This is a genomic window from Parabacteroides sp. PH5-46 (genome assembly GCF_029892785.1).
In the GTDB taxonomy this organism is placed as follows: Bacteria; Bacteroidota; Bacteroidia; order Bacteroidales; family Tannerellaceae; genus DFXE01.
The window spans coordinates 106946-131994 of record NZ_JARXXA010000003.1; the positions used below are offsets into that span (position 1 = coordinate 106946).

The 25049-nt window shown below is 43.8% G+C and carries 13 protein-coding genes; 5 read left to right on the forward strand and 8 right to left on the reverse strand.

Translation table 11 applies throughout. The features are described from left to right. Positions 1-150 precede the first annotated feature (150 nt). Positions 151-1347: a hypothetical protein gene (locus M2470_RS03950; RefSeq protein WP_280743854.1), complete on the forward strand. Its 1197-nt coding sequence runs from the start codon at positions 151-153 to the stop codon at positions 1345-1347. On the opposite strand, the gene M2470_RS03955 is transcribed toward M2470_RS03950, so the two are convergent. From M2470_RS03955 to M2470_RS03990, 8 genes are all read right to left on the reverse strand, one after another. Beyond that, positions 1316-2083 (reverse strand): hypothetical protein, encoded by a 768-nt coding sequence (locus M2470_RS03955; protein ID WP_280743853.1) that lies wholly within the window; start codon positions 2081-2083, stop codon positions 1316-1318. The genes M2470_RS03950 and M2470_RS03955 overlap by 32 nt on opposite strands. Next, the gene (locus M2470_RS03960) at positions 2080-3339 is read right to left on the reverse strand and encodes a site-specific integrase (RefSeq protein WP_280743852.1); all 1260 of its coding nucleotides are present in this window, start codon (positions 3337-3339) and stop codon (positions 2080-2082) included. The genes M2470_RS03955 and M2470_RS03960 overlap by 4 nt, the downstream gene beginning before the upstream one ends. 11 nt (positions 3340-3350) lie before the next feature. After that, complete coding sequence (locus M2470_RS03965) at positions 3351-3890, reverse strand: helix-turn-helix domain-containing protein (protein WP_280743851.1); 540 nt, start codon at positions 3888-3890, stop codon at positions 3351-3353. Between the two features lie 217 nt (positions 3891-4107). Next, positions 4108-6021, reverse strand: a complete 1914-nt coding sequence (gene dnaK, locus M2470_RS03970; RefSeq protein ID WP_280743850.1) for a molecular chaperone DnaK — start codon at positions 6019-6021, stop codon at positions 4108-4110. A 176-nt stretch (positions 6022-6197) separates the two neighbouring features. Beyond that, positions 6198-7769 (reverse strand): Rne/Rng family ribonuclease, encoded by a 1572-nt coding sequence (locus M2470_RS03975; protein WP_280743849.1) that lies wholly within the window; start codon positions 7767-7769, stop codon positions 6198-6200. Between the two features lie 238 nt (positions 7770-8007). Next, a complete protein-coding gene (locus M2470_RS03980; RefSeq protein WP_280743848.1) occupies positions 8008-8283 on the reverse strand; it encodes an HU family DNA-binding protein in 276 nt (91 codons plus the stop codon). 224 nt (positions 8284-8507) lie between these two features. Beyond that, complete coding sequence (locus M2470_RS03985; protein ID WP_280743847.1) at positions 8508-10850, reverse strand: glycoside hydrolase family 127 protein; 2343 nt, start codon at positions 10848-10850, stop codon at positions 8508-8510. A 104-nt stretch (positions 10851-10954) separates the two neighbouring features. Further along, entirely contained in the window at positions 10955-14989 is a 4035-nt protein-coding gene (locus M2470_RS03990) for a two-component regulator propeller domain-containing protein (protein ID WP_280743846.1), read from the reverse strand. Positions 14990-15414: 425 nt separating this feature from the next. Here M2470_RS03990 and M2470_RS03995 point away from each other — a divergent pair, with 425 nt between their 5' ends. From M2470_RS03995 to M2470_RS04010, 4 genes are read left to right on the forward strand one after another with little or no spacing between them, the layout of a single operon-like run. Beyond that, on the forward strand, positions 15415-18507 hold the full coding sequence (locus M2470_RS03995; RefSeq protein ID WP_280743845.1) for a TonB-dependent receptor: 3093 nt from the start codon (positions 15415-15417) through the stop codon (positions 18505-18507). 21 nt (positions 18508-18528) lie between these two features. Further along, complete coding sequence (locus M2470_RS04000) at positions 18529-20133, forward strand: RagB/SusD family nutrient uptake outer membrane protein (protein ID WP_280743844.1); 1605 nt, start codon at positions 18529-18531, stop codon at positions 20131-20133. Between the two features lie 14 nt (positions 20134-20147). Further along, the gene (locus M2470_RS04005) at positions 20148-22604 is read left to right on the forward strand and encodes a glycoside hydrolase family 127 protein (protein WP_280743843.1); all 2457 of its coding nucleotides are present in this window, start codon (positions 20148-20150) and stop codon (positions 22602-22604) included. Positions 22605-22643: 39 nt separating this feature from the next. Continuing rightward, on the forward strand, positions 22644-25049 hold the full coding sequence (locus M2470_RS04010; RefSeq protein ID WP_280743842.1) for a beta-L-arabinofuranosidase domain-containing protein: 2406 nt from the start codon (positions 22644-22646) through the stop codon (positions 25047-25049).

Below are 25049 nucleotides of genomic sequence, written 5' to 3' on the forward strand. Positions count from 1 at the left end.
AATGATACTCATTAGCGTAATAAAATGTATAAAACAGATAGTAGCAAACCTCAAAGATACATCGTTTTTCATGCATATAATTTAGGATTATCCTCTTAATTAAATAAAACAACTATCTTTGCTGCTGAATCAATATAACGACTCAAAATCATGACATTACAGCAGTTTTATCAAGAAATAGAGACCCTATTGCCAGTAAAAAGAGAAAGTGATGACTTTAGAGCAGACCTAAGCAAAGCTCTTTCCATATATTCTAAGACAATAAAGAATATAGATCCCAATATTCTTTCTCAAATCCCTGATTGGGCAACAACAGAAAAGCGAATTGAAAAATTAATTGATGCCATAAAACTATCAGTTAAACATTATTATGAAGGGATGTATAGCACTGCTTTTTCTGTCATGCGGAATCAATTGCTAGGGCATGGCGATACTATAGAGGGTATCATGGACACCATTGGATTACATACGGTACGTACAGATGAAGATTTTTATCGCGGAAGAACTTTTGAGAATAATCGACATAAGACTCATGATGATATGTTCCATATAAAGCTTCAAGAACGAGGTAAAATAACCACTCAAAGGTATAGTGCTCCAGGATATCCTTGCCTTTATCTTGGTTCGACTATATTTGCCTGTTGGGAAGAATTGGGAGAACCTAGATTCGATGACTTGATGATATCTGCTTATAAAGCAACTCGCAATTTTAAACTGTTTGACTTGAGAATACCTAAAGAAATTGAATATACTCACGATAACTTAAGAAACACATTATTACGATTGCCTCTTATCATTGCGTGTTCATTTGTGCTTAGAGATAAAGATAAACAAGCAAATTTTAAGCCAGAGTATATTATTCCTCATTTACTTATAGAGCTAATAATTAAAAGAAGCAGAGAAGATAGGAAGGCTAAGCAAATTGAAGAATTAATTTTAGGAGTCATATTCACATCTACTCATATAAGCAATGAGTTTATGTTTCCAAAACGAGTGTTTGACAATATTGCTATACCTGCTTTGGATGTATCTTCTTCAGACGGATATTGTAACATTCTTTCATGGAGTTTCAAGCTAACAGACCCTACATGTTATGAATATGAAGAGATAAAGAGTGATTTTGGGATAGATGCTGGACACTTCGGACTAACAGAAGAGGAGCAACTTGAAGAAAATTATATACTTTCCAAAATGGGGCGTTTGGAAGAAAGGCTAAAAAACACGTTTGAGTATAAGCAATTTCCATATGTTATTCCTGTGCAAACCACAATTACAATACCAGCCGATGGAGGAAGTACGTCTTTGGAAATACTTTCTAATACCGATTGGGAGATAAAAACCGATTAGTTTTTTTGAAACTTTCCACTATCTTAATCATCCCCTTCAACTCATCATCTTTCAAGTGACTTTTTATAGTTTCTGCTGTTACATCCTTGAAAACATCAGGGAAGACTATTTTCAGTAAGTAAGCAATGTCCATCTGATTTCTTGGCTTGAAATAGTTCCAGATATTCCACCCGAAGTGGCGGAGGTCCAGGGCTGTCAGTTCTTTGACTTTAACCGGCTTCAATTCTTTTTCATCCAACCTGTTCATGTATGCACGGATATTCCGGCAAAGAATATCAAGATCTTCATCGGAAAGGTAAAGTGCAAAGGATTTTCGAGTATAGTCCAGAGCAACATTTAGAATCTCTTCCTGTTCTTTGACTATGTTTTGTTGCTGCTCGTTCCGAATATCCTCCAAAGACACAGTTGACTCCGTCATATCAGTCTCAGCGTCCTTTTCTTCTACCGGTGACTCAACAGCAACAGGAAGAACTTGTCTTTGCTCAATCTTCTTACGGAAATAAGAAATCTTAGCCAATCCGTTACCAATCCACGGGAGCATCAGGTTTTGCAATACCACATGAATACTCAGATACACTATCACTTGGATAGCCAACACAACCAAGAAAACTATGAACGCCGTAAAGCTATCAAATCCCATTGACACAGCGAATATACGAGCCAATGTTGCAATAACCACCGCTGCACAGGCTACAATCACGTATAATATAATGTATTCTAAAATGTTGTTTTTCATGACTCGGTATCTTTAAGGGTGTTCAACTGAATCGCTTGTGCTGCTTTGCTCTTCTTCTCATCTACAACTTTTGCATAAATCTGGGTGGTTTTCACATTGGTATGTCCGAGCATCTTGCTGACGGTGTAAATATCTGTGCCACTGGATAATTGAAGGGTCGCATATGTGTGCCGAAAGCAATGAAATGTGATCCGCTTCGTAATACCGGCAGCTTCTATCCATCGTTTCAATGGTTTGGAAATCCATGCAGGATCGGGTAAATCTTCGAAAACAAGTTGCTCCGGCTCACGAGGTTCGCCACACAAATCAAGTGCCTGTTGCGAAATAGGTATATATTCCACACCTTTTGTTTTCTGCTGTGTGAAGTGAAGCTGGGCTTGATCGCCATTCATGCTAATTTCTTTCCATCGTAATTTCTGAATATCACAATGTCGTAATCCGGTAAGAGCAGAAAACAATGCTGCGCGTTTAAGAACATCGCGTTCACATGGTGTACCTGCAAGAATGTTAAGTTCTTCAACGGTCAAATATTCACGTCTTGACTCCTGTTCCGGTATGCCTTTGATTTTTGCCGATAAATCAGTTGTCAGGTATCCATCAATAAAGGCCTGTTTTAATGCTGCTTTGAAAATGGAGAAGTAGGTAACGGCAGTATTGCGAGAAATAGTTCCGCTTTTATTACCTCCACATGGAGCAGACAAAAGATATAACTTAAAATCTTCGGCAAAGCGATTGTCTATTTTAGAAAAAGGCAATGTGTCTCCAGCGAAGAGCTTTATTAATTCGTAGGTTCGTTTCCAGTTTACACGGATAGAATCGGAACTTTGTGCATGACGTTTCTTTGCTGTAGCATTAAAATACTCTACGAAATTCTGCTGCGCACGCTCCTTTTGTTCAACCTGCGCACTTTCTGTATCACTATATAGATCAGTATTGTCGTATTCTCGTTGGCGAAGCTTACGAATCCCATCAGCATATAGCATAGTTTCTTGGTCCTTTTCGCTTCGGCAAACGATTATTCCATTATCATCACGTTTGGGTTTGTAGGTTTTTGTTCCGGCTGCATCGGTTCGGGCGGTACGTTTTTTATCCCACTCCACAGTAGTAATGCAACGATTCAAATATTCACGAACACGTTGCGGAGTTTGCTTGCCGGGAACATTTACCGGATAACTTTCAATATAAACATACCACTCTTTGCGGTCTTCCGCCTTGCGAAGCCGAACAGTTACTTTTGTATTGGAGAGTTGTTTCATGTGGTATATTGTTATTGATTATACAAATTATCTATTTCAGTTTTTGGAGCGTAAACATAGTTACCAATCTGTCGAGTTGGAATAGAATATTTACGGATATGCTTATATACCGTGCTATCCGATATTCCAAACTTTTTGGAAATTTCGCCGATTGTATAACAATCTTGTGGTTCAAGACTATAAAGCTTTGCTGTCGGCTTCTCTTTTTTAAGGGATGTTTGGCGAATAGGAAACATTTCCTCTATCGCTGCTCGGTCAATCCGAACAAGACGAGTACCTAAATTGATAGCAGGAATTCGCTTTTGCCGAATAAGGCGATAGAGTGTACTCTTGGCAACGCCGAAAAGCGCAATTGCTTCTGGCACGGAAATATATAAACGGTCGACAGAAATCTTATCAATAATTGCTTGTTGTTTCTCTTCCTTTTTCTTTTGGGCTTTCTTTTTCCGATATGCTGCTCCGCCACACTTTTTCGAGCAATAAACAGAATCGACTGTCTTTGGAATGAAAGCCTGCCCACACACTTCACATTGTTTCTGAATCTTATTCATCGGTATCTTTATCGCTATTTAAGTACTCATTAATAGTCATAAGTGCTCATAAGTTCCACTTCATCACTAATTAAGTTCCGGTACAATAATGGTACAAATGTATGATAAAAAACTATCAAAACCAATAGCTATCTACAAATTCATAAAAATAAAAATCCCCGCAAACTATTTGTTTACAGGGATTTTCTGTTATTTATTGATTATTGCTAATCGCCTTTTACTTCACTTCTTCGAAATCAACATCGGTTACACCTCCGTCTTGTTTATTGTCGGTTGTATTGCCGCCGGGCTGTTGGTTGAAGTCTGGGCCTGGTTGGGCGCCGCCTGCGTTTTGTGCATTGTATATGTCTTGGCTGGCGGCCTGGAATACGTTGTTCAATTCTGCGGTTGCGGCATCTATACCTGCAATATCTTGTGCTTTCTGAGCTTCTTTCAGCTTGTTCAAAGCTGCTTCGATAGGAGCTTTTTTGTCAGCAGGGAGTTTGTCGCCCAAGTCATTCAGTTGCTTTTCAGTCTGGAAGATCAGGCTGTCGGCATGATTCAACTTGTCGATGCGTTCCTTTTCTTTCTTGTCAGCCTCTGCATTGGCAGCAGCTTCATCCTTCATACGTTTTACTTCATCATCACTCAAGCCGCTGGATGCTTCAATACGGATGCTTTGTTGTTTGCCGGTTCCTTTATCTTTTGCTGATACATTCAGGATACCATTTGCATCGATATCAAATGTAACTTCAATCTGAGGTGTGCCACGCATTGCAGGTGGAATACCGTCTAAGTGGAAGCGTCCGATTGATTTGTTATCTTTTGCCAAAGAACGTTCTCCTTGCAAGATATGTATTTCTACCGAGGGTTGATTATCGGCTGCCGTGGTGAATGTTTCCGACTTCTTGGTCGGGATGGTGGTATTGGCTTCAATCAGCCTGGTTGTAACGCCACCCATTGTTTCGATACCTAAAGAAAGTGGAGTAACATCCAGTAATAATACATCTTTCACTTCTCCTGTCAATACACCTCCTTGAATAGCTGCTCCAACAGCTACTACTTCGTCGGGGTTTACACCTTTTGAAGGAGCTTTTCCGAAGAATTTTTCAACCACATCCTGTATCGCCGGAATACGTGTAGATCCACCTACCAATATTACTTCGTCAATATCGGAAGTACTCATGCCTGCATCTTTCAAAGACTGGCGGCATGGTTCTATACAAGCCTGGATCAGGCTGTCAGCCAACTGCTCGAATTTAGCACGTGTCAACGTTTTTACCAAGTGCTTTGGAATACCGTTTACAGGCATGATATATGGTAAGTTGATCTCTGTACTTGTTGTACTTGACAACTCGATTTTAGCTTTTTCTGCAGCTTCTTTCAAACGCTGCAGAGCCATAGGGTCTTTACGTAAATCGATGCCTTCTTCTCTTTCAAATTCTTCAGCCAACCAGTCTATGATTACATGGTCAAAGTCGTCTCCTCCCAAGTGTGTATCACCGTTGGTAGATTTTACTTCAAATACGCCATCACCTAATTCGAGGATAGAGATATCGAATGTACCTCCCCCTAAGTCGAATACGGCAATTTTCATGTCTTTGTTTGTCTTGTCCAAGCCATAGGCCAGTGATGCGGCTGTCGGTTCGTTTACAATACGGCGTACGTTTAATCCTGCGATTTCTCCGGCTTCTTTTGTAGCCTGACGTTGTGCATCACTAAAGTATGCCGGAACCGTAATAACGGCTTCTGTTACTTCCTGCCCAAGATAATCTTCAGCTGTTTTCTTCATTTTTTGAAGAACCATAGCTGAAATTTCCTGCGGGGTATACAAACGTCCGTCAATATCTACGCGAGGGGTATTATTGTCTCCACGTACTACTTTGTATGGTACGCGGTTGATTTCTTTCTGTACCTGATCGTAGGTTTCACCCATGAAACGTTTGATAGAAAATATCGTTTTTTCAGGATTGGTGATTGCCTGACGTTTTGCCGGGTCACCTACCTTACGTTCGCCTCCTTCTACAAATGCAACAACAGAAGGTGTTGTTCTTTTACCTTCACTGTTTGTGATTACAACCGGCTCATTTCCTTCCAATACGGACACGCATGAGTTGGTTGTTCCTAAGTCAATTCCTATTATTTTTCCCATTTCTTTATATATTGATTAAATTATTATCTTTTTTATGTTCTCTCGTTTTCTTCTATTATTACAAATAGTATGCCAAAAAGTTCATTTGTCTGATGTGAAAAATGTTTGTCAGAAAAGAATGACAATACGTCAGGGGATAAGAAAAAAGAGTTCCGGTCTGCACCGAAACTCTTTTTTTACTTGATTTCTTTTTCTTCTTTCATGTCTAACTCATTCTTTTCAAGATCATAGAATTTGTATTCCAGAAAGGCCAGACTTTGGTCGGGGATTACTTTCAGTCCTTGTGTGTACTTGAGTTTCCACTTCCATTTTAAAGAAATAATACCTTTGTTTACATAAGCTGCAACATAAGGATGTAGGTGTAGGGTGAATTTCTTCACATGATGTTTATTTACCAGGCAATCTATTTTTCCTTCCAGACTGTCGGTAAATAAGATGGATGGTTTTGCAATGCCGGTTCCAAAGCAGGTAGGACAATTCTCCGATGTATTTACGTCCATTGCAGGACGAACCCTTTGGCGGGTAATTTGCATCAGGCCAAACTTACTTAAAGGTAGGATGTTGTGTTTGGCTCTGTCGGTTGCCATAGCTTTCGACATATGTTCAAAAAGCTTTTGCCTGTTGGAGGCTTCTGCCATATCGATAAAGTCGATCACGATAATACCTCCCATATCGCGTAAGCGAAGTTGTCGGGCAATTTCGTCGGCAGCTGCATTGTTTACGTCAATAGCTGTTTTTTCCTGGGCGTCACTTCCTTTGGAACGGTTGCCACTGTTTACATCTATAACGTGCATAGCCTCGGTATGCTCAATAATCAGATAAGCTCCACTTTTATAGGTAACGGTACGTCCGAATAGCGATTTGATTTGTTTGGTTATTCCGAAATTGTCAAAGATAGGAAGTTCTCCTGTGTATAATTTAACAATATCTTCTCTTCCCGGAGCAATCAAACTAACGTAATCACGTACACTGTTGTAAACGTCTTTATCGTTTACATGAATGTTTTGGAATGAAGGGTTGAATATATCCCGTAAAAGAGCAACGGTACGTGCTGTTTCTTCGTAAATAACAGCTGGTACTTTTGCTTTTGTTACTTTTGTAATATTGTCTTCCCAACGTTTAACTAATGTCTTTAACTCATGATCGAGTTCTGCAACGCGCTTGCCTTCTGAGGATGTGCGAACAATCACACTAAAATTTTTAGGCTTAATACTTTGGATTAATTGGCGTAAACGGGCGCGTTCTTCGTTCGATTTGATTTTTGTGGAGACGGAAACTTTATCTGCAAAAGGTATTAATACGATATATCTTCCGGCAAAAGAAAGCTCGGACGTTAATCGGGGACCTTTTGTTGAGATAGGCTCTTTGGCTATTTGAACCAACACCTCTTCTCCCACTTTCAGCACATTGCTGATACTGCCATCCTTATCTATTTCAGGAAGGATTTGCATTTTAGAAATGGTTGGCAGTTTTTTCTTGTCACTAAGTGACTGCTTGAGGAATTTTTGTTGGGTGTTGAAGTTCGGACCTAAGTCCTGATAGTGAAGAAATGCATCCTTTTTATATCCTACATCAATGAAAGCAGCGTTTAACCCGGGCATCAGTTTTTTTACTTTACCAAGATAAATATCACCGACGGCAAATGAAACATTGCGTGCTTCTTTCTGAAGTTCCACAAGGTTTTTGTCTTCCAATACGGCAATAGCTACCTCTTTGGGTTGTACATCTACTACTAATTCACTAATCACAATATAAAAAGAGGTTTTTAAAAACTGGGGACCTTGTTCATATAACGTAAAGAACAAACTTAAAAGTCCACTGATTAAGTTTGTTCTTTATTTTTTTGTCTGAGAAAATAGACTTATTTCTTTTTATGTCTGTTTTTCTTCAGTCTTTTTTTGCGCTTATGCGTAGACATCTTATGTCTTTTTCTTTTTTTTCCGCTAGGCATAATTTAAATTGATTTTATTGTTACTGATTGGTTTCTTATTTTTTTACCTTTTCATGGAATACCTTAGCCGGCTTAAAAGACGGAATGTTGTGTTCCGGAATAATGATAGTTGTGTTCTTAGAAATGTTACGAGCTGTTTTTTGAGCTCTTTTCTTCACAATGAAACTACCAAACCCTCTCAGGTACACATTTTCTCCCTCAGCCAAAGAGTCTTTTACAAGCTCCATAAATGATTCTACACTGGCCAACACCGTTTGTTTATCAATACCGGTATTCTTCGAAATTTCGCGAACGATATCTGCTTTAGTCATGTCTATAATAAATTAATGTATAATCCTATTAATTTTTTGGAATGCAAATATATAGCTTTTTCTTAAGCGAAAAAAATTATCTTCCATTTTTTTAAAGAAAGTGCTGTTTATACCTCATGAGTTTAAAATCGTTGTTTTTCTAAATGACTGAAACAATTACTCTTAGCGTTCTTTCTACTCCGCTTTCCCTGAAACCAATGAATAGGTGATTATAACTAGCAAGATTACTTCTTCATCAACCGACAATTATATATGTTGGATACGCGGGTCGTATCATTTGCCCTGAAGGTGATTCTTAGTTTGTCTTTACTTTTTGTTACCTCCGTTGGCAGATCAATGATTTGTTCTACAAAGCCTTCCTGCGTCTGGGTGAGGCTGATGCTTTGTGTCCAGTCGCCAATCACGATGTCGAAGGTGTATTTTTTAGAATCGCCTCCCCAATAGGTCAGTAACAGTTGGGTAGGAGAGTCGTATCCGCATTTCATGTCGAAGGCAAACCAGCCGTTTTCGTACGCCATGCGGTATTTGTGGAGGTATCCTTCTCCGGTGCGGGTATTATCGCCATCCAGGTTGTGGTCGCGCTCCGGTTGCATTTCCCCTAATACAATGTAATCGAGGGTCTTCCTGTCCAGGGCTGCAATCCGTTCTAGTTCTGCTTTCCGCTTATTTTCAGCCGTTTCCCACTCTTTGGGAGAATACACATCCCAATATACCGTCTGATACTGATCGTACACCTGGTAGAAAGGTATCATGGTTACATTTTCCGGGCCTCCGGGAGCTTGTGTAATAAATGTCTGTGACTTGCCGGATAAGGGTTTGATGTAGTTTGTCATACTTTTTTCTTCGGATACGAAAACAGGGATATCACCTTGATTCCGCTCTTCTGTTCCGAATACTCCGGCCAATAGGGTAGGGCCATAGAATACGGCGCGACGGTCTGCATTATCAGGCATAGAAACGGTATGGAGAGACATCGGCAGGTTGAGCTCTATTTTGTCTCCCTTTTTCCATTTGCGGTTGATGCTTATGTACGAACCTGCTTCGGAAGTTATCTTCTGGGTAGAACCGTTTACCTTTACAGATACGCCTGATGTAGCCCATGCCGGATAGCGTAAGTGTATCGTGAAGGCTTCATTTTTAGGACATTCTTCCAGTCGCATTTTAACTTTCCCGTTTTCCGGATAAGCTGTTTCCATCTGCAGTTTTACGTTTTTATCTTTCCAGGTAAGTACCGATGGGATATAGAGGGTAACGTATAGCGAAGCCCCGTCTGCACCATAGGCATAGATGGCGCCACCATATTTGGAATGGTTTTCAAATCCGCTTCCCATGCAGCAAGTAAAGTTGTTTGTTTTGCTGTAAAAGTTCTTTTTGGTGCCCATGCCCAATGATACGAAATAACAGGTTCGTCCATCGTGTGGATGCTGAGAGGCCAATATATGATTATATAAGGCTTTTTCGTAATAATCAAGGTATTGGGGGGCATTAGTCCATTCATACAGAAATTGTGTCAATTTCAGCATATTATAGGTGTTGCAGGTTTCACAGGTATTGGTACCCAAGCGGTCGTTTAGTTTGTCGGGAACCGAAAGGTATTCTCCCATACTGTTGCCTCCGTTGGCATACGAATGATGATGTACAAGCGTATTCCAGGAGAAATCGGTTATTTTATGGTCGCGCTGATTGCCGGTCAGTTCATATTGCCGGGCGCTTCCGATTAGTTTGGGTATCTGTGTATTAGAGTGTAATCCCTGCAAGGCGTCGATGCCGTCTGCCAGTTTGTCTTGTAGTTTTTTATGATAAAAGATGTACGAAGCCTCCAGGTATTTCTTGTCACCGGTAAGGGCATATACCTGTGCAAAAGCTTCATTCATACCGCCATATTCGCAATCCAGCATTGCTTGTATCTGTTCATCATTCAGACCGGATACTACATCTGCCAGATAGTCGGATAAGTTGACTAACACCTTTTTGGCTGTTTCATTTCCGGCCAGTAAGTAAGCATCGTTCAGCCCCATCATGGTTTTGTGCTCGTTATACCATGGAACCCAGAGGCCGTTCAGGTCGAAGCCTTTGGAGCGGATAATCCCTTTCTTTACTTCCTTAAATACCTTATCGCCTCCCGGCATACCGCCAATAAAGCCGTTTACAAACCATATCTGGCAGGAGTCCAGTTCGGCTACGATATAGTCTACCCGCTCTTTGAAGCGTTCGTCTCCGGTGGCAGCATATTGCTGGGAGGCAGCTGTCAGATAGTGGCCCAAGGTATGTCCGGCTATACCCATGTTTTCCCAGCTTCCGTATGATTCGGCTTTCGGTGTCAGGCCTGCGTTTTTGCGGAAATTAGATAATAAGCGGTCCATATCCAGTTCCAGCATCCAGGCGGCATTTAAGTCCATTGCATGCTTGAACGGACTGTCCAGCAGGCGTACATCTTTTATTCCGGCATATTTTACTTTGGCAGGAACTGTGTTTTTTACGACTATTTTTTTACATTTTTCACAGGCCAGGCTGCCGGTGACTATTATACTACTTAATAATAAGGTATAAATCAGTTTCTTTTTCATAATGATAGATAGTTGATTGTTTACCGCAAAAGTACGACAGGAGCGGCAGAGAGAATAACTTAAAAGTCCATTTGTATGCAACTATTATCTATAAAACGCTCTTCTTACCTTGTATTCTTGTTTTGAAACTCTTTGGGTAATAGTCCGAACTGTTTTTGGAAGCATTTGGAGAAATAAGACGGATTATTAAAGCCCACCTGGTAGCAAATCTCATTGATGCGGAATTGGCCTTCCGATATGAGGGTTGCAGCCTTTTTCAGGCGGATCAGCTGGATCAGTTCATTCGGTGTCATGCCTGCCAGGGATTTTACTTTCGCAAATAAACCGGAACGGCTGATGTGTAGTTGTTCAGCCAGTATGTCTACCGAAAAATCGGTATTGGCTATGTTTTTGTCTATTATCTTGTTCATCCGGTCGAGGAATTGCTCGTCTGCCTTGTTGCCGGCTACGCTGTGTAGCGGTGTGAAGGGCATTTCCGAGAATTTCTTCCGGAGCTCCCTTCTGGATCGTAGCAGGTTCTCAATCTGTGCCAGAAGTAGTTGGGGCGAGAAGGGCTTTTCCATGTAGGCATCAGCCCCGGACTGCATGCCCGACAGCTTAGACGCCTTATCCGTTTTGGCCGTGAGCAGGATCAGGGGGATATGGCTGAATTCCAGATTTTCTTTCACTTCGCGGGTAAACGATTCGCCATCCATAATCGGCATCATAATGTCACTGATGATGATATCTACGGCTTGTTTGCGTAGCTGTTCCAGCCCTTGTTTTCCGTTCCTGGCCTCGATTACTTTGTAGCGGGTATGCAGGCTTTCTGTCAGGAATTTACGCATGTCGGAATTGTCTTCTACAATCAGCAGCAGGGGCTTATCAGATACCGGCTCATTCCCCTTTAAGGCCAGCGGCTTTTTCAGGTAAGGTTCTTCATCGGAAAGTATCTCTTTCTGTTCCCCTTCAGGGGTGGAAACTCCTTGTTGCACCAGGGGTAATGTAAGGGTAAATACTGTTTCTTCGCCGGGAACGCTTTCTACTTCTATCGTTCCTTTATGGGCATCGGCCAGTAGTTTTACAAGTGAAAGTCCTATTCCGGTGCCCGGTTTGGGTGTCTGAGCCACTTGGTAGAAGGGTCTGAAGATGTTCTTATATTCTTCCGGCAAGATACCCTCTCCATTGTCTAATATTTTGATTATCAGATAATCGTTTTCGGTGTTACAGGAGATTACAATCCGGCTCCTGGCGTGTTTTATGGCATTTGTCAGTAGGTTGCTCACGATCTTTGTCACTGCTTCTCCGTCTATTGTGGCAGTAATGCTATGATCCTCCATTTCCAGGTTCAGTGAGATATCTTTTTGTTCGGCCAGCGGTTTGAAGCGGATATACACATTCTGCAGCAGTTCGTAGACGGAATGCCGGGCAAAGCGGATAACAAAAGCTCCTTCTTCCGCCTTACGGAAATCCAGCAACTGGTTAACCAATGATAAGAGCCGCTGGCTGTTACGGTCGATAATCTTCAGGCTGTCTTGCATTGCCTGGGGCATTGTAGCGGCTGCATCCATGATTTTTTCAAGTGGCCCGATAATCAGGGATACAGGCGTGCGTATCTCATGCGCTACTAGTGTAAAGAAGTTTATTTTCGCCTCGTGCAGCTCTTTCTCCTTGTCATGCTTTAGCTTGGCTATCCTTCTTTTATGTTTGATTTCCGTACGGCGGCGCATCATATAGATAGCACATCCGGATATCCCCATAATGATGGCTGCATACAGGAGATAGGCCAGGGGTGTAAGCCAGAAAGGCGGGCGGATCGTGACAGACAAGGTAGCTTCCTGCTCGTTCCATTTGCCGTCGCTGTTGCTTCCGGCTACGCGGAACAGGTATTTCCCGGCCGGTAGGTTGGTGTATGTGGCTTTCCGTTGGTTGCCGATGATGTTCCAGTCTTTGTCAAAGCCTTCCAGCTTGTATTTGAACTGGTTCTTATTCGGAGCGCTGTATCCAAGGGCCACATATTCAATGCTTAATACGCTTTCTTTATGAGATAGTTCTATCTCGTCGGTATAGAGGGAAGAGCGGTTTAAGATACTTTTCTCTCCGATAGGAATGTCTTTGTTAAATACCTGTATGTTTGTGATGTAGACCGGCGGCACAAAATGATTTCCGGAAATATCATCCGGGCGTATGATATTAAAGCCGTTTGTTGTTCCGAGGTAGAGGGAGCTGGTAGAGCTAAGTAGTCCGGATGCCACGTTGAACTGGTCGCTTTGCAAGCCATCATTCTTATAGAAAGTCTGTATTTCTTTATCCGAAAGTGAATAACGAACCAGCCCGTGGGGAGTAGTAAGCCATATATTTCCATCAATGTTTTTTACGAAATAAATCAACTGATTGTCAATGTTTAAAGGGGTTTTCTGAAAAGAATTACTTTCTTTTTCATACACTGCCAGCCCGTTATCGGTACCCAGCCATAGCTTGCCGTTTTCGTCAAAATGGAAGGAATTTACCTGATTATTGGGGATAGAGGTCGGGTCGGTAGGTATATGGTAGTAGTGGTACCAGCTTTTGTCCAATTTGTTGTATCTGTAAACCCCTTTGCCCCAGGAAGAAAACCAGATATTCCCATCCCGGCTGTCTGTAATATCAACTGTTGTTGTACCTATTTCCCGCATCCTTATAAAGTTGTCATTTTCACGGTCATACAGGCAGATTCCTTCCATGGTTCCTATCCATAGGTTGTTGTCTGTATCTTTGTAGATGGCGTAGATACTGTTTCCATATAAAGAGGAGGGATCGCCTGCTTTTGGGTAGTACTGAGAGAAGCGGTTTGTTTTCAGGTCCAATACGTTAAGCCCTCCGGAATAGGTACCAATCCACAGTTTGTTATCGTCCAGACATAGTGCATGTATATTGTGGTATGACAGGCTGTTGTGTCCTTTTTGAGAGGTGTAATTAACAAAGGTTTTCTGCTTCGGGTCAAAGAGGCTCAGTCCTCCGTCGTCTGAGCCGATCCATATCTTGCCGGACGGATCTTCGCAAAAGCAACTGATGATATTTCCCCCTATCGAATTGCCGTATTTGGAGTGGGCATAGCCCTCTATGTTTCCCTTTTTAGGCGGTGCGTAGTTTATGCCTCCGTAGTAGGTGCCTACCCATAAGCCGCCTTCTTTGTCTTTAAAGACGGGGTAGACGAATTTGTCTGATAAGCTGCTGTTTTTCAGTTCAGAAGAAGTCATTAGTTCGCTTTCATATGTCTCGGTATTGAAGATACTCAGTCCGTCGTCTGAACCGATGAGCAGGATGCCGGGCTGGTATTCCGTCAGGCTGTGTATATGCGAGATACCGTTTGGCATCCCGGGAGCCAGGTAAGATTCTATCGTGCCGCTTTCCCTGTCGAGCCTGCAAACGCCTTGGTTCCAGGTGCCTATCCAGAAATCTCCTTTGAGGTCTTCCAGCATGGCATAGATGCCGAAGTTATTGCTCTGTGCCTCATTTATCTTAATTGATAATGACACAAAGCGGTCGGTGGCGGCGTCATAGCGGAATAAAACCTTGTTGTTCCGTTGAGGCGAGGCCCATACTACGTTTCCGGGATCAATATACATCTCAAGCATCATCTCCATATTGTCCGTTTTTCCGGAAGGATCGGAAGAGAGGTATTGGAATAATTTACCGCTTGGCTGATTGTAGCGGAACATGCCTTGGGTGAGGGTTGCAAACCAGATATTTCCATCCGCATCTTGCCGTATGGCGGCCACGTGGCTCCGGATTCGTATGCCGTCGGCTGTTTTCTCGTCAAAGGCTTGAAACTTCTCCATTTCAGGCAGATAGATGTATATGCCATCATCCGTACCTATCCATAGTTTCTTGTCATGGTCTTCGTATAAGGAGTAAATATAGTTGCTGCCGAGGGAGGAGGAGTCATTGGGTATGTGCCGGAAATTTCTGAAGGTATATCCGTCGAAACGGCTCAGCCCATTCTCTGTACCAAACCACAGAAAGCCGCATTTATCTTGGGTGAGGCTTCGTACGGTGTTGGATGGCAGCCCATTCTCTACCTCGTAATGCCTGAACCGAAACCTTTCCGCATAAGCCTTCACAGCGAAAAAGCTGATACAAACAAACAGACAAATGATGCGGAAATGCTGTGTTTTCATGTGGTATAATCATTAAAGTATCTACAAAAATAAGGTTTTTCTTCAAATAAATGTACATAATACAGTGAATCTTCTTTCGGAACAAAATTGCTGGGTCACAGCTGTGACCCACGTGGTTCACGGCTGTCGACCAGCTGGGTCACAACTGTCGACCACCTGATTCACAACTGTGACCCAGCTGATCCATATCTGTAACTCAGCAATTTTGTGGCTACAAAAAAAGTACAAAATAATGATAAAATAATCTAATGATTGCGTTTTAATACATTGAATATTAGAGTAATATATATCTATTTCCCTGGCGCTTTCGTTGCACAATCCTTTTATTCTATTGGATGATTGTTCAGCTTACTCTTATTAATGTTCTTTTTATTTGTGATGATATAATTCCTTAAAATACAATGTCAAACATTAACTTCAGTAACATGAAAAAACAGACACTTTTGATGACTATCGGTAGAAGTATGCTACTGGTAGGATGCTTTGTTTTCTTATGTCCTGTTTTGCACGCAAACGCCTTGTACAGTGAGCGTGGCACCGAAAAACAGGATATTGCTCAGCAATCTATTACTATTACGGGGACAATAACAGATGAATTTGGCGACGGCTTGCCGGGTGTCAATATTGTAGAGAAAGGGACGACCAATGGTACCCTGACGGATATGAATGGGAAATACTCTATTTCAGTAAGTAGCTCGTCTGCGGTGTTGATGTTTTCGTATGTAGGTTTCCAGACACAGGAGGTGGCCGTTGGTAATCAGCGGACGATCTCCCTTAGCATGTCGGAAGATTCCAAGGTTATGGATGAAATCGTAGTGATTGGATACGGAACCCAGAAAAAGGCTGATGTTACAAGTGCTGTAGCCAGTGTAAAATCCGAATCCTTCAATAAAGGAGCCATCCTGGATGCCGGACAGCTGGTACAGGGTAAAGTAGCCGGTTTGCAGATTACCTTAGCTTCCGGAGACCCTGCTGCTGCTACCTCTGTTATGTTGCGCGGAAACTCCAGTATTAATGGTACTTCAGACCCGCTGATACTGGTAGACGGAGTACCGGGAAGCTTCTCTACTGTTGCTCCCGAAGAAATCGAATCGATTGATGTATTGAAAGATGGCTCGGCAACGGCTATCTACGGTACGCGCGGTACCAATGGTGTGATCATCATCACCACCAAAGGCAGCAAGCGGGATACACCTAACTCTATAGACTATAACGGCTATATCTCTATCTCCGACATCGCACGTACGCCTGATTTTATGTCGGCTTCCGAACTGCGCCAGCGCTGGAGCGATGGCTATTCGCCCTCCGGAGCAAATGATAAAGACTATGGTGCTACTACAGACTGGCTGGACGAAATAACACAAACCGGTATCAGCCATGTACATAACCTGACTTTCAGAGGGGGTGGTAAGCAACTGGGTGTAATTGCCAACCTGACATATGACAAGAAAGAAGGTACCATGAAAACATCTGAGTCTGAGAATATCCGGGGACGTCTGGAACTGACTCACCGTATGTTTGACGACCGCCTGACTACCAATGTTTCCCTTATCGCCAACGAACAAGTGCGTAGCCTTGATTTTGAAAAAGGTGTTTATCGTCAGGCTTGTATTCAAAACCCTACACAGCCTGTCTACAACGATGATGGAACCTATATGGAAAGAAACGTTTACTTCTACGACAACCCAGTTTCTTTGCTGAATGAAAAGTTGGGAGAAGTACGTAGCCGCAACATTCGTTTTACAGGTAGTATGGAGTTCCGCCCGATAGAAAGTCTGGCGCTGAAAGCCATGTACACACGTAAGGGACAGAGCAGATTGACAGGCTCTTACCTCACCAAGAAACACCCGACCAGTACAGAAGGATCGTATAACGGACAAGCCTACAGATATACCAGCAACTATGTAAATAACCTGATAGAACTTACCGCCAGTTGGAACCAAACATTTGACAAACATGCTTTTACTGCTATCGTAGGATACAACTACGAAGATACAATGGACGAAAACTTCTCGGTTACAAACCGCGACTTCCCAACAGACAGTTATACCTATAACAACCTCGAAACTGGTATGGCATTGGCTAAGGGGATTGGTGGAACAGGCGCCTGGTCTTACAAAGGAGCGGATAAGTTGATCGGTCTGTTTGCCCGTGTAACCTACAATTTTGATGATCGCTACCTCTTGATGGCTTCTCTTCGCCGGGAAGGTTCTTCCAAGTTTGGAGACGACCATAAATGGGGTTACTTCCCCGGAGCATCTGTGGGTTGGCGTATCAATGAAGAAGAGTTTATGGAAGATTACAGCTGGCTCGACAACCTGAAAATACGTGCCGGATACGGGGTTACAGGTATCAACGTAGGTAGGAGATACGAGTCGTTGGCATCTATCAACTACGAAGGTTACTTCCTCTATAACGGTGCATGGACCAACACGTTAACTCCTGTTCGTAACCCGAATCCGGACTTGCGCTGGGAAAAGAAATATGAATATAATGTGGGTATCGACTTCGACCTGTTCGGTGGACGCTTTGGCGGAGCTGTTGATGCGTATCTGCGTGATACAAAGGATGCTTTATTCGGCTATACGGTTCCGGTACCTCCTTACATTTATTCCAGTATTATGGCCAATGTGGGCGAGATCCGCAACCAGGGGATTGAGGTATTGTTAAATGCCATCCCGGTTCAGACCAAGCATTTTGAATGGAGCACTAATATGTCGTACTCAACTAATAAGAACAAGCTGAGATCTATCTCCAATGAAGAGTTTCAGATGTCTACAGACTATTATTATCCTGATGATGTATATGGTGGCGGCTATACCGGAGAACCTATCCAGCAGTGGACTCATATTGTGAAGGTAGGGCAACCTATCGGTAACTTCTGGGGATTGAAGTCCGTAGGTCTTTCCTCTGAGGGTAAATGGGTGGTAGAACGCCTGAAAAAAGACGATCAGGGAAATACAGTCGGAACCTATTATGATTATGCCGAAAATGCAGGAGACGAAGACAAACAAAAGCTGGGTAATGGTGTGCCCAAGCACTTTTTAAACTGGAATAATACTCTTCGTTTCAAGAACTTCGACCTGTCTATCAATATGCGTGGAGCTTTCGGTTTTGAGATACTGAACTTCCAGAAGATGTATTACGGAAACCCAACGATACAGTATAATGTATTGAATTCAGCCTTTGATAAACTGCCGGTAGTAGACCTTGCAACAGGAAATCAAACAGGCGATAAGATAGCGATAAACGACTCTCAGCGCTATGTAAGCGAGTATGTGGAAAAAGGTAACTACTGGAAGATAGACAATGTAACATTGGGTTATACCTTCAACCTGAAAACGAAGTATGTAAAGAACCTGCGGGTATATGCCTCTTGCATGAACCTGGCAACTATTACAGGCTATGATGGCATTGATCCGGAAATAGAAATCACCGGCTTATGGCCTGGAACCGACCAACGGGACAAATACCCCACTGTACGTTCTTATACATTCGGTATTAATGCAACTTTTTAATCAATAAATAAAGACAGAATTATGAAAAAGATATATAAATGGGGCTTATACATGCTAACAGCCAGCTTGATGCTAACCAGCTGTTTCGACCTCGAAGAAGAAGTATATGCAGAGATAACGGAATCTTCCTTTATTCCTACGGATAAGGATGTGTCGGCTCTTATCGGAAGCGCCTATTCGCCTATGCGTTACATGATGGACTGGTATGGCTATTTTGACCTTCAGGAAGAGCCGGGCGATTGTATCATTACCCCTACACGCCCCAACGGATGGGACGATGGAGGTACCTACCGACGGATGCACCAGCACGCCTGGACGTCTGAACAGGGACAGCCCGAAAGTACCTATGGCAGATGTTATGAAGGTATAAATAATGCCAACCGGGTTATGGACCAGATTGAGCGGGATGAGCTTCCTGTAGGTGATTTGAAAGAGGCTACCCTGGCTGAGCTACGCGCCGTGCGTGCTTTCTGGTACTCTATTTTGCTTGATACACACGGGAATGTGCCGATTGTAACTGCTTTTACGGATGAGGTACCTACTCAGTCTACCCGTCAGGAACTCTTCAATTTCATAGCCAGTGAGATACTGGAGATAATGCCTCTGTTAAGTTCAAAGGCAGATGTGAGCACCTATGGGCGTATCAACCAGTGGGCAGCTTATATGATCCTGGCCCGTATGCACCTGAATGCACAGGTATATACCGGAACCCCTCAGTGGGAAAAAGCGCTGGAATACGCCAATAAGATTATAGACTCAGGCATTTACAGCCTGTCGGCAGATTTTTCTGACAACTTTAAAATGGATCTGGATCATAATAATAAGGAGTGTATCTTCAATGTGCCTTACGACAGGACGTATGGCGGCTTCTACCAGTTTGCCAAGTGGTATCCTCCGGTTTCCAAGTTACATTTTGGTTCTTCTTACCAGTGCTGGGGAGGTTCTTGCGCCAATCCGCAGTTTATTAATGCATATGACCAGGAAGACTTGCGTTTGCAGAAAACCTGGATCATGGGTGAGAGATATGCCTATAACAATCCTAACGAACTTATCTGGACTGCAAAGAACTATCTACCTTCTTTAACCTGTATCAAGGATGGTGTGAACCATACCAGCATTGATTACGGATACCGTGTAGGCAAGTATGAATATGACAATGTTACCGCCTGGGCATGGGGCAATGACTTTACGTATTTCCGTTATGCGGAAACGTTGATGATTAAGGCCGAATGCTTATTGCGTTTAGGCAGAGACGAGCAGGAAGCTGCTAGTATCGTGTCTCAGATACGTGCCCGTGTATTCGACAATCCGCAAAAGGCAAAGGTAACGGTTGACTACCTGAAGGGTGATACAAAGATCAAGTACGGAACATTAGACTGGGACAACAATATAGATGTTCTCGGCGACCAGTCTCCGGTCTATCTGGGAGGATTGTATGACGAATACGGCTTTGAGTTTGCCTGTGAGGCACAACGCCGTACGCACATGATACGCTTTGGAACCTTCTCTACTAAGAACTGGTTTAACCATACAGCGGTAACTGATGGCCATACAGCGATATTTCCTATACCACTGGAAACGCTTCAGGCGAATGCCAACCTGAAACAAAATCCGGGATATAATTGATAAATAAGTAAGAGATGAAAAATGCTATAATAGTAGCACTAATGGCGTGGGCTCTTAGCTCTTGTAGCTCTCAGCAGAGCGAAGAGCCTTTTACGCCTATTCGCGAAGTTTCCTTTACCCAGGTACAACTGACAGATAACTTCTGGGCGCCTCGCATAGAGGTCAACCGGACGGTGTCTATCCCTTCGGCTTTCCACCAATGCGAGATCAATGGCCGGTTCGACAACTTCGCACTGGCAGGTGGACTGATCAAAGGGGAGCATAAAGGCGACTTCTCCTTTGACGATACGGATCCTTATAAGATTATAGAAGGAGCCTCGTATTCGCTGGCCGTAAAGTATGATCCGAAGCTGGATGCCTATCTGGACAGTGTTATTGTCCTGATTGCTGCAGCACAGGAGCCGGACGGTTATCTGACTACCTGTGTAACCAACAAATGCGAGCGTTTGTCGCGCTGGTGGGGAAGCTCCCGCTGGGAGAAGATAAACAGTCACGAATTGTACAACAGCGGGCATCTGTACGAAGCAGCCGTAGCTCATTATAAGGCTATCGGTAAGCGTACCTTACTGGATGTGGCACTGAAGAATGCCGACCTGGTGTGTGAAACCTTTGGTCTGGGCGAAGGACAGATCAAGTACCCTTCCGGACATCCTATTATTGAGATGGCACTTGTAAAGCTGTACGACGTAACAGGCGAGCAGAAATACCTGGATCAGGCACGATACTTTGTCGATGAAGCGGGAAGGCTCTCCAACGGGCGTCAACCGGGCATCTATAGCCAGGATCATATGCCGGTATTGGAGCAGGAGGAGATTGTAGGGCATGCAGTTCGCGCAGCTTATTTCTACTCCGGCGTAACGGATGTTGCCGTACTACAGCAGGATGAAGAACTACTGAATGCTGTTAAGCGTGTGTGGAATAACATGGCAAGTAGGAAGTTGTATTTAAACGGTGGGATAGGCTCTCGCCCGCAGGGAGAGGGTTTTGGCCCTGATTACGAGCTGAATAATTTCAATAATTATTGCGAAACCTGCGCCTCTATAGCTAATGTATATTGGAACCACCGGATGTTTCTGGCAACCGGAGAATCGCAGTATGCAGATGTGTTGGAAAGAGCTTTGTATAACGGCCTGATTGCCGGTGTGTCATTAAGCGGTGATAAATTCTTCTATGATAATCCGATGGCCTCTGATGGCGTACACGAGCGGGAAGAGTGGTTTGGCTGCGCTTGCTGCCCGGGAAATGTGACCCGTTTCATGGCTTCTGTTCCGGGTTATATGTATGCTACGAATAATCAAGGAATTTTTGTAAATTTGTATGCAGAGGGAAAAGCCACTGTCAAACTGAATGATATGGAGATAGGACTGCTGCAGCAAACCAACTACCCCTGGGAGGGCGATGTGGAACTGACGGTAAATCCGTCGGAAGCCGCTGATTTCTCGCTGATGTTGCGTATTCCGGGATGGGCAGTTGATAAGCCGGTGCCTACTGATTTGTATCATTATGTGGACAATGCACAGCCAAAGGTAAGGCTCTCTGTCAACGGAAAAGACGTGAAACAACAGATCAGTCATGGCTATGCTGTGATCAGTCGGGAGTGGAAATCAGGCGACAAAGTATCCCTTCATATCGACATGCCCGTCAGAAGAGTACAGGCGTGCGAAGAAGTAAAGTATGACAAAGGCCTGTTGGCAATGGAACGTGGGCCGGTTCTGTATGTGATGGAGAGTATCGATCAGCCGGAAGCCTATCTTTTTGATATTGTTGTTCCCCGCGAGTCAAAGATTAACGCTCACTACGAGAAGAGTATGCTTAACGGAGTAGTAGTGTTAACGGGTGATGCTTACAAGGTAGAGAAAGGAGCCGATAAAGCGCTTGTGGAAAAACCATTCACCTTTAAAGCCATTCCTTACAGTACATGGAATAACCGGGGGAAGGGGCAACTGGCTGTCTGGACACCCGAAAGGAAAGAAGATGCGAAAATCAAGCCGGAACCTACGATTGCCTCACGGGCTGAAATGGTAAACGGCTGGGGCTTCAATGACCAGTTTGAGCCGTCTTCTTCGGACGATATCAATACGCCATACCACTATTGGTGGCTGCGTTGGGGTACGGAGGAAACCATCGGTTACAAGTTTGAAAAGCCGGAAACGGTGTCAAGTGTAGAAGTGTACTGGTTGGCCTTTGAGCATTACGACGTGATTTATAAAGAACCCGAATCATGGAAGTTAATGTACAAAGAGGGCAATACCTGGAAGGAAGTGAAGAATCCTTCGGGCTATGGTACGGAAATCGACAAGTACAATAAGGTAACATTCGACCCGGTTACGACTACCGAACTGAAGCTGGTAGCCCAACTTCAGCGACCCAAAGCCCCTGAGCAGGCTTCAGTAGAAGAAAAAGGTCCGCAAGTGGTAGATGTAACGCGCAGAGGCTATTCAGGCGGTGTTATTGAATGGAAAGTAAACTAAAAGTAACGAGACATAATCTAACGTTATAAATCTAATAGTATGAGAAGAATAGCTGTTTTTGTTTTATTGCTTTCTATCGTCTGCGGGATGCAGGCGCAGAAGAAAGAGCAAGCTCATGGTTACCCGATCAATCCGGTGCCTTTTACATCTGTGAAGGTAACAGACGCTTTTTGGGGGCAACGCTTAAAAGCCAGCCGCGAAGTAACGATACCCCTTGCCTTCAGTAAATGCGAGGAGACAGGGCGTTATGAGAATTTTGTGAAAGCTGCTAATCCCAGTCCGCTTTATAAAGTGGAAGGCTTGTCTTTCGACGATACGGATGTGTATAAGACAATTGAAGGGGCCAGCTATTCTATGCAAACATACCCGGACAAACAATTGGCGAAGTATATAGATAGCGTATTGGTGATTGTTGCTGCGGCACAGGAAGCCGATGGCTATCTGTTTACTTCCCGTACAATGAATCCCGAACATCCGCACGAATGGGCGGGAAGCCAGCGCTGGGAGAAGGTAGAAGAGCTAAGTCATGAGTTCTACAACCTGGGGCACATGATAGAAGGCGCCATTGCGCATTATCAAGCTACGGGCAAACGAAACTTCCTGGATATCGCCATCAAGTATGCAGACTGTGTAGAGGGCGAGATAGGGGAGGGTTCCGGCAAACAGGTGAAGGTACCCGGACATCAGATAGCAGAAATGGCCTTAGCCAAGCTATACCTGGTTACAGGGCAACAAAAATACTTGGATCTGGCGAGGTTTTTCCTCGACAAACGTGGATATACCACCCGGCAGGACGAGTATAGCCAGGCGCACAAGCCCGTGCTCGAACAAGACGAAGCCGTGGGGCATGCTGTACGTGCAGCCTATATGTACTCGGGCATGGCAGACGTAGCAGCTCTTACCGGAGATGCCGGTTACATCCATGCTATTGATAATATCTGGGAGAATGTAGTTACCAAGAAGCTGTATATCACCGGTGGGATAGGGGCTACAAGTCACGGAGAGGCGTTCGGCAAGAATTACGAACTGCCCAATATGTCTGCCTATTGCGAGACCTGCGCGGCGATAGGTAATGTGTATTGGAATTACCGCTTGTTCCTCTTGCATGGCGAGTCTAAGTATTATGATGTGTTGGAACGTACATTATATAATGGGCTAATCTCGGGTGTTTCACTGGACGGCGGGGGCTTTTTCTATCCCAATCCGCTGGAATCCATAGGGCAGCATCAGCGTCAGCCCTGGTTTGGCTGTGCCTGTTGCCCGTCTAACGTTTGCCGTTTCATCCCTTCTTTGCCGGGATATGTTTATGCCGTGAAGGATAAGGACGTATATGTGAATCTCTTTATGGGCAACACCTCTGAAATAGAAGTAGGAGGAAAGAAACTGACACTTAAGCAAACGACAGATTACCCCTGGAACGGAGATATCCGCATGGAAGTGACTCCCAAAGGCAAGCAAGACTTTACCTTGAAAATACGTATCCCCGGATGGGTACAAAACGAGGTAGTTCCCAGCAAGCTGTATAGTTATACAGATCGCAAGCAACTGAATTATACGGTGAAAGTGAACGGATCGCCAATGGAAGCCGAGCTGGATAAAGGTTACTTCAATATCTCCCGCCAATGGAAGAAGGGGGATGTAGTAGAGGTACATTTCGATATGGAGCCTCGTACGGTAAAAGCGCATCCGAACGTGGAAGCAGACAATGGGCGTGTGGCTGTAGAAAGAGGACCAGTTGTCTATTGTGCCGAATGGCCGGACAACGACTTCAGCATCTTGAGTGTATTTATGAATCGTAAGCCGGAATTTACAGTTGAAAGCAAGCCGGGCCTACTGCATGGCATCAGGCAGATCAACACAAAGGCACAGGCTTTGAACTATGACGAGAAAGGCCGCTTACAGACCCGGGATGTTACTTTGTCGCTCATTCCTTATTATGCCTGGGCGCATAGGGGAAGCGGCGAGATGGCAGTCTGGTTGCCTCAGGATGTAAGTGCTACCCGCCCGTCTGCACCTCCTACTATCACTACCAATGCAAAGGTAACTTCCTCGCACGAAGCCAAATCCATAACAGCTGTAAACGACGGAATGATGCCCAAAGGAGGAGAAGATCGAAGCGCTCCCTATTTTCATTGGTGGCCGAAAGAAGGTACAATCGAATGGATTGCGTATGAGTTTGATACGCCTCAGAAGGTGACTGCCTCTTCTGTTTACTGGTACGACGACGCGCCCTGGGGCGGATGCCGTCTTCCTCAAAGTTGGAAAGTCTACTACCGGGATACTGCCGGAAACTGGCAAGCAGTAGCTAATTCTACGTCTTACGGAATAGAGAAAGGGATGAGTAATGAAGTCCTTTTCGACCCGGTGACGACAAAAGCCTTGAAACTGGAGGTAGTTTTACCGGAAAAAAATGCAGCAGGTTTGTTTGAATGGTCAGTAGAGTGA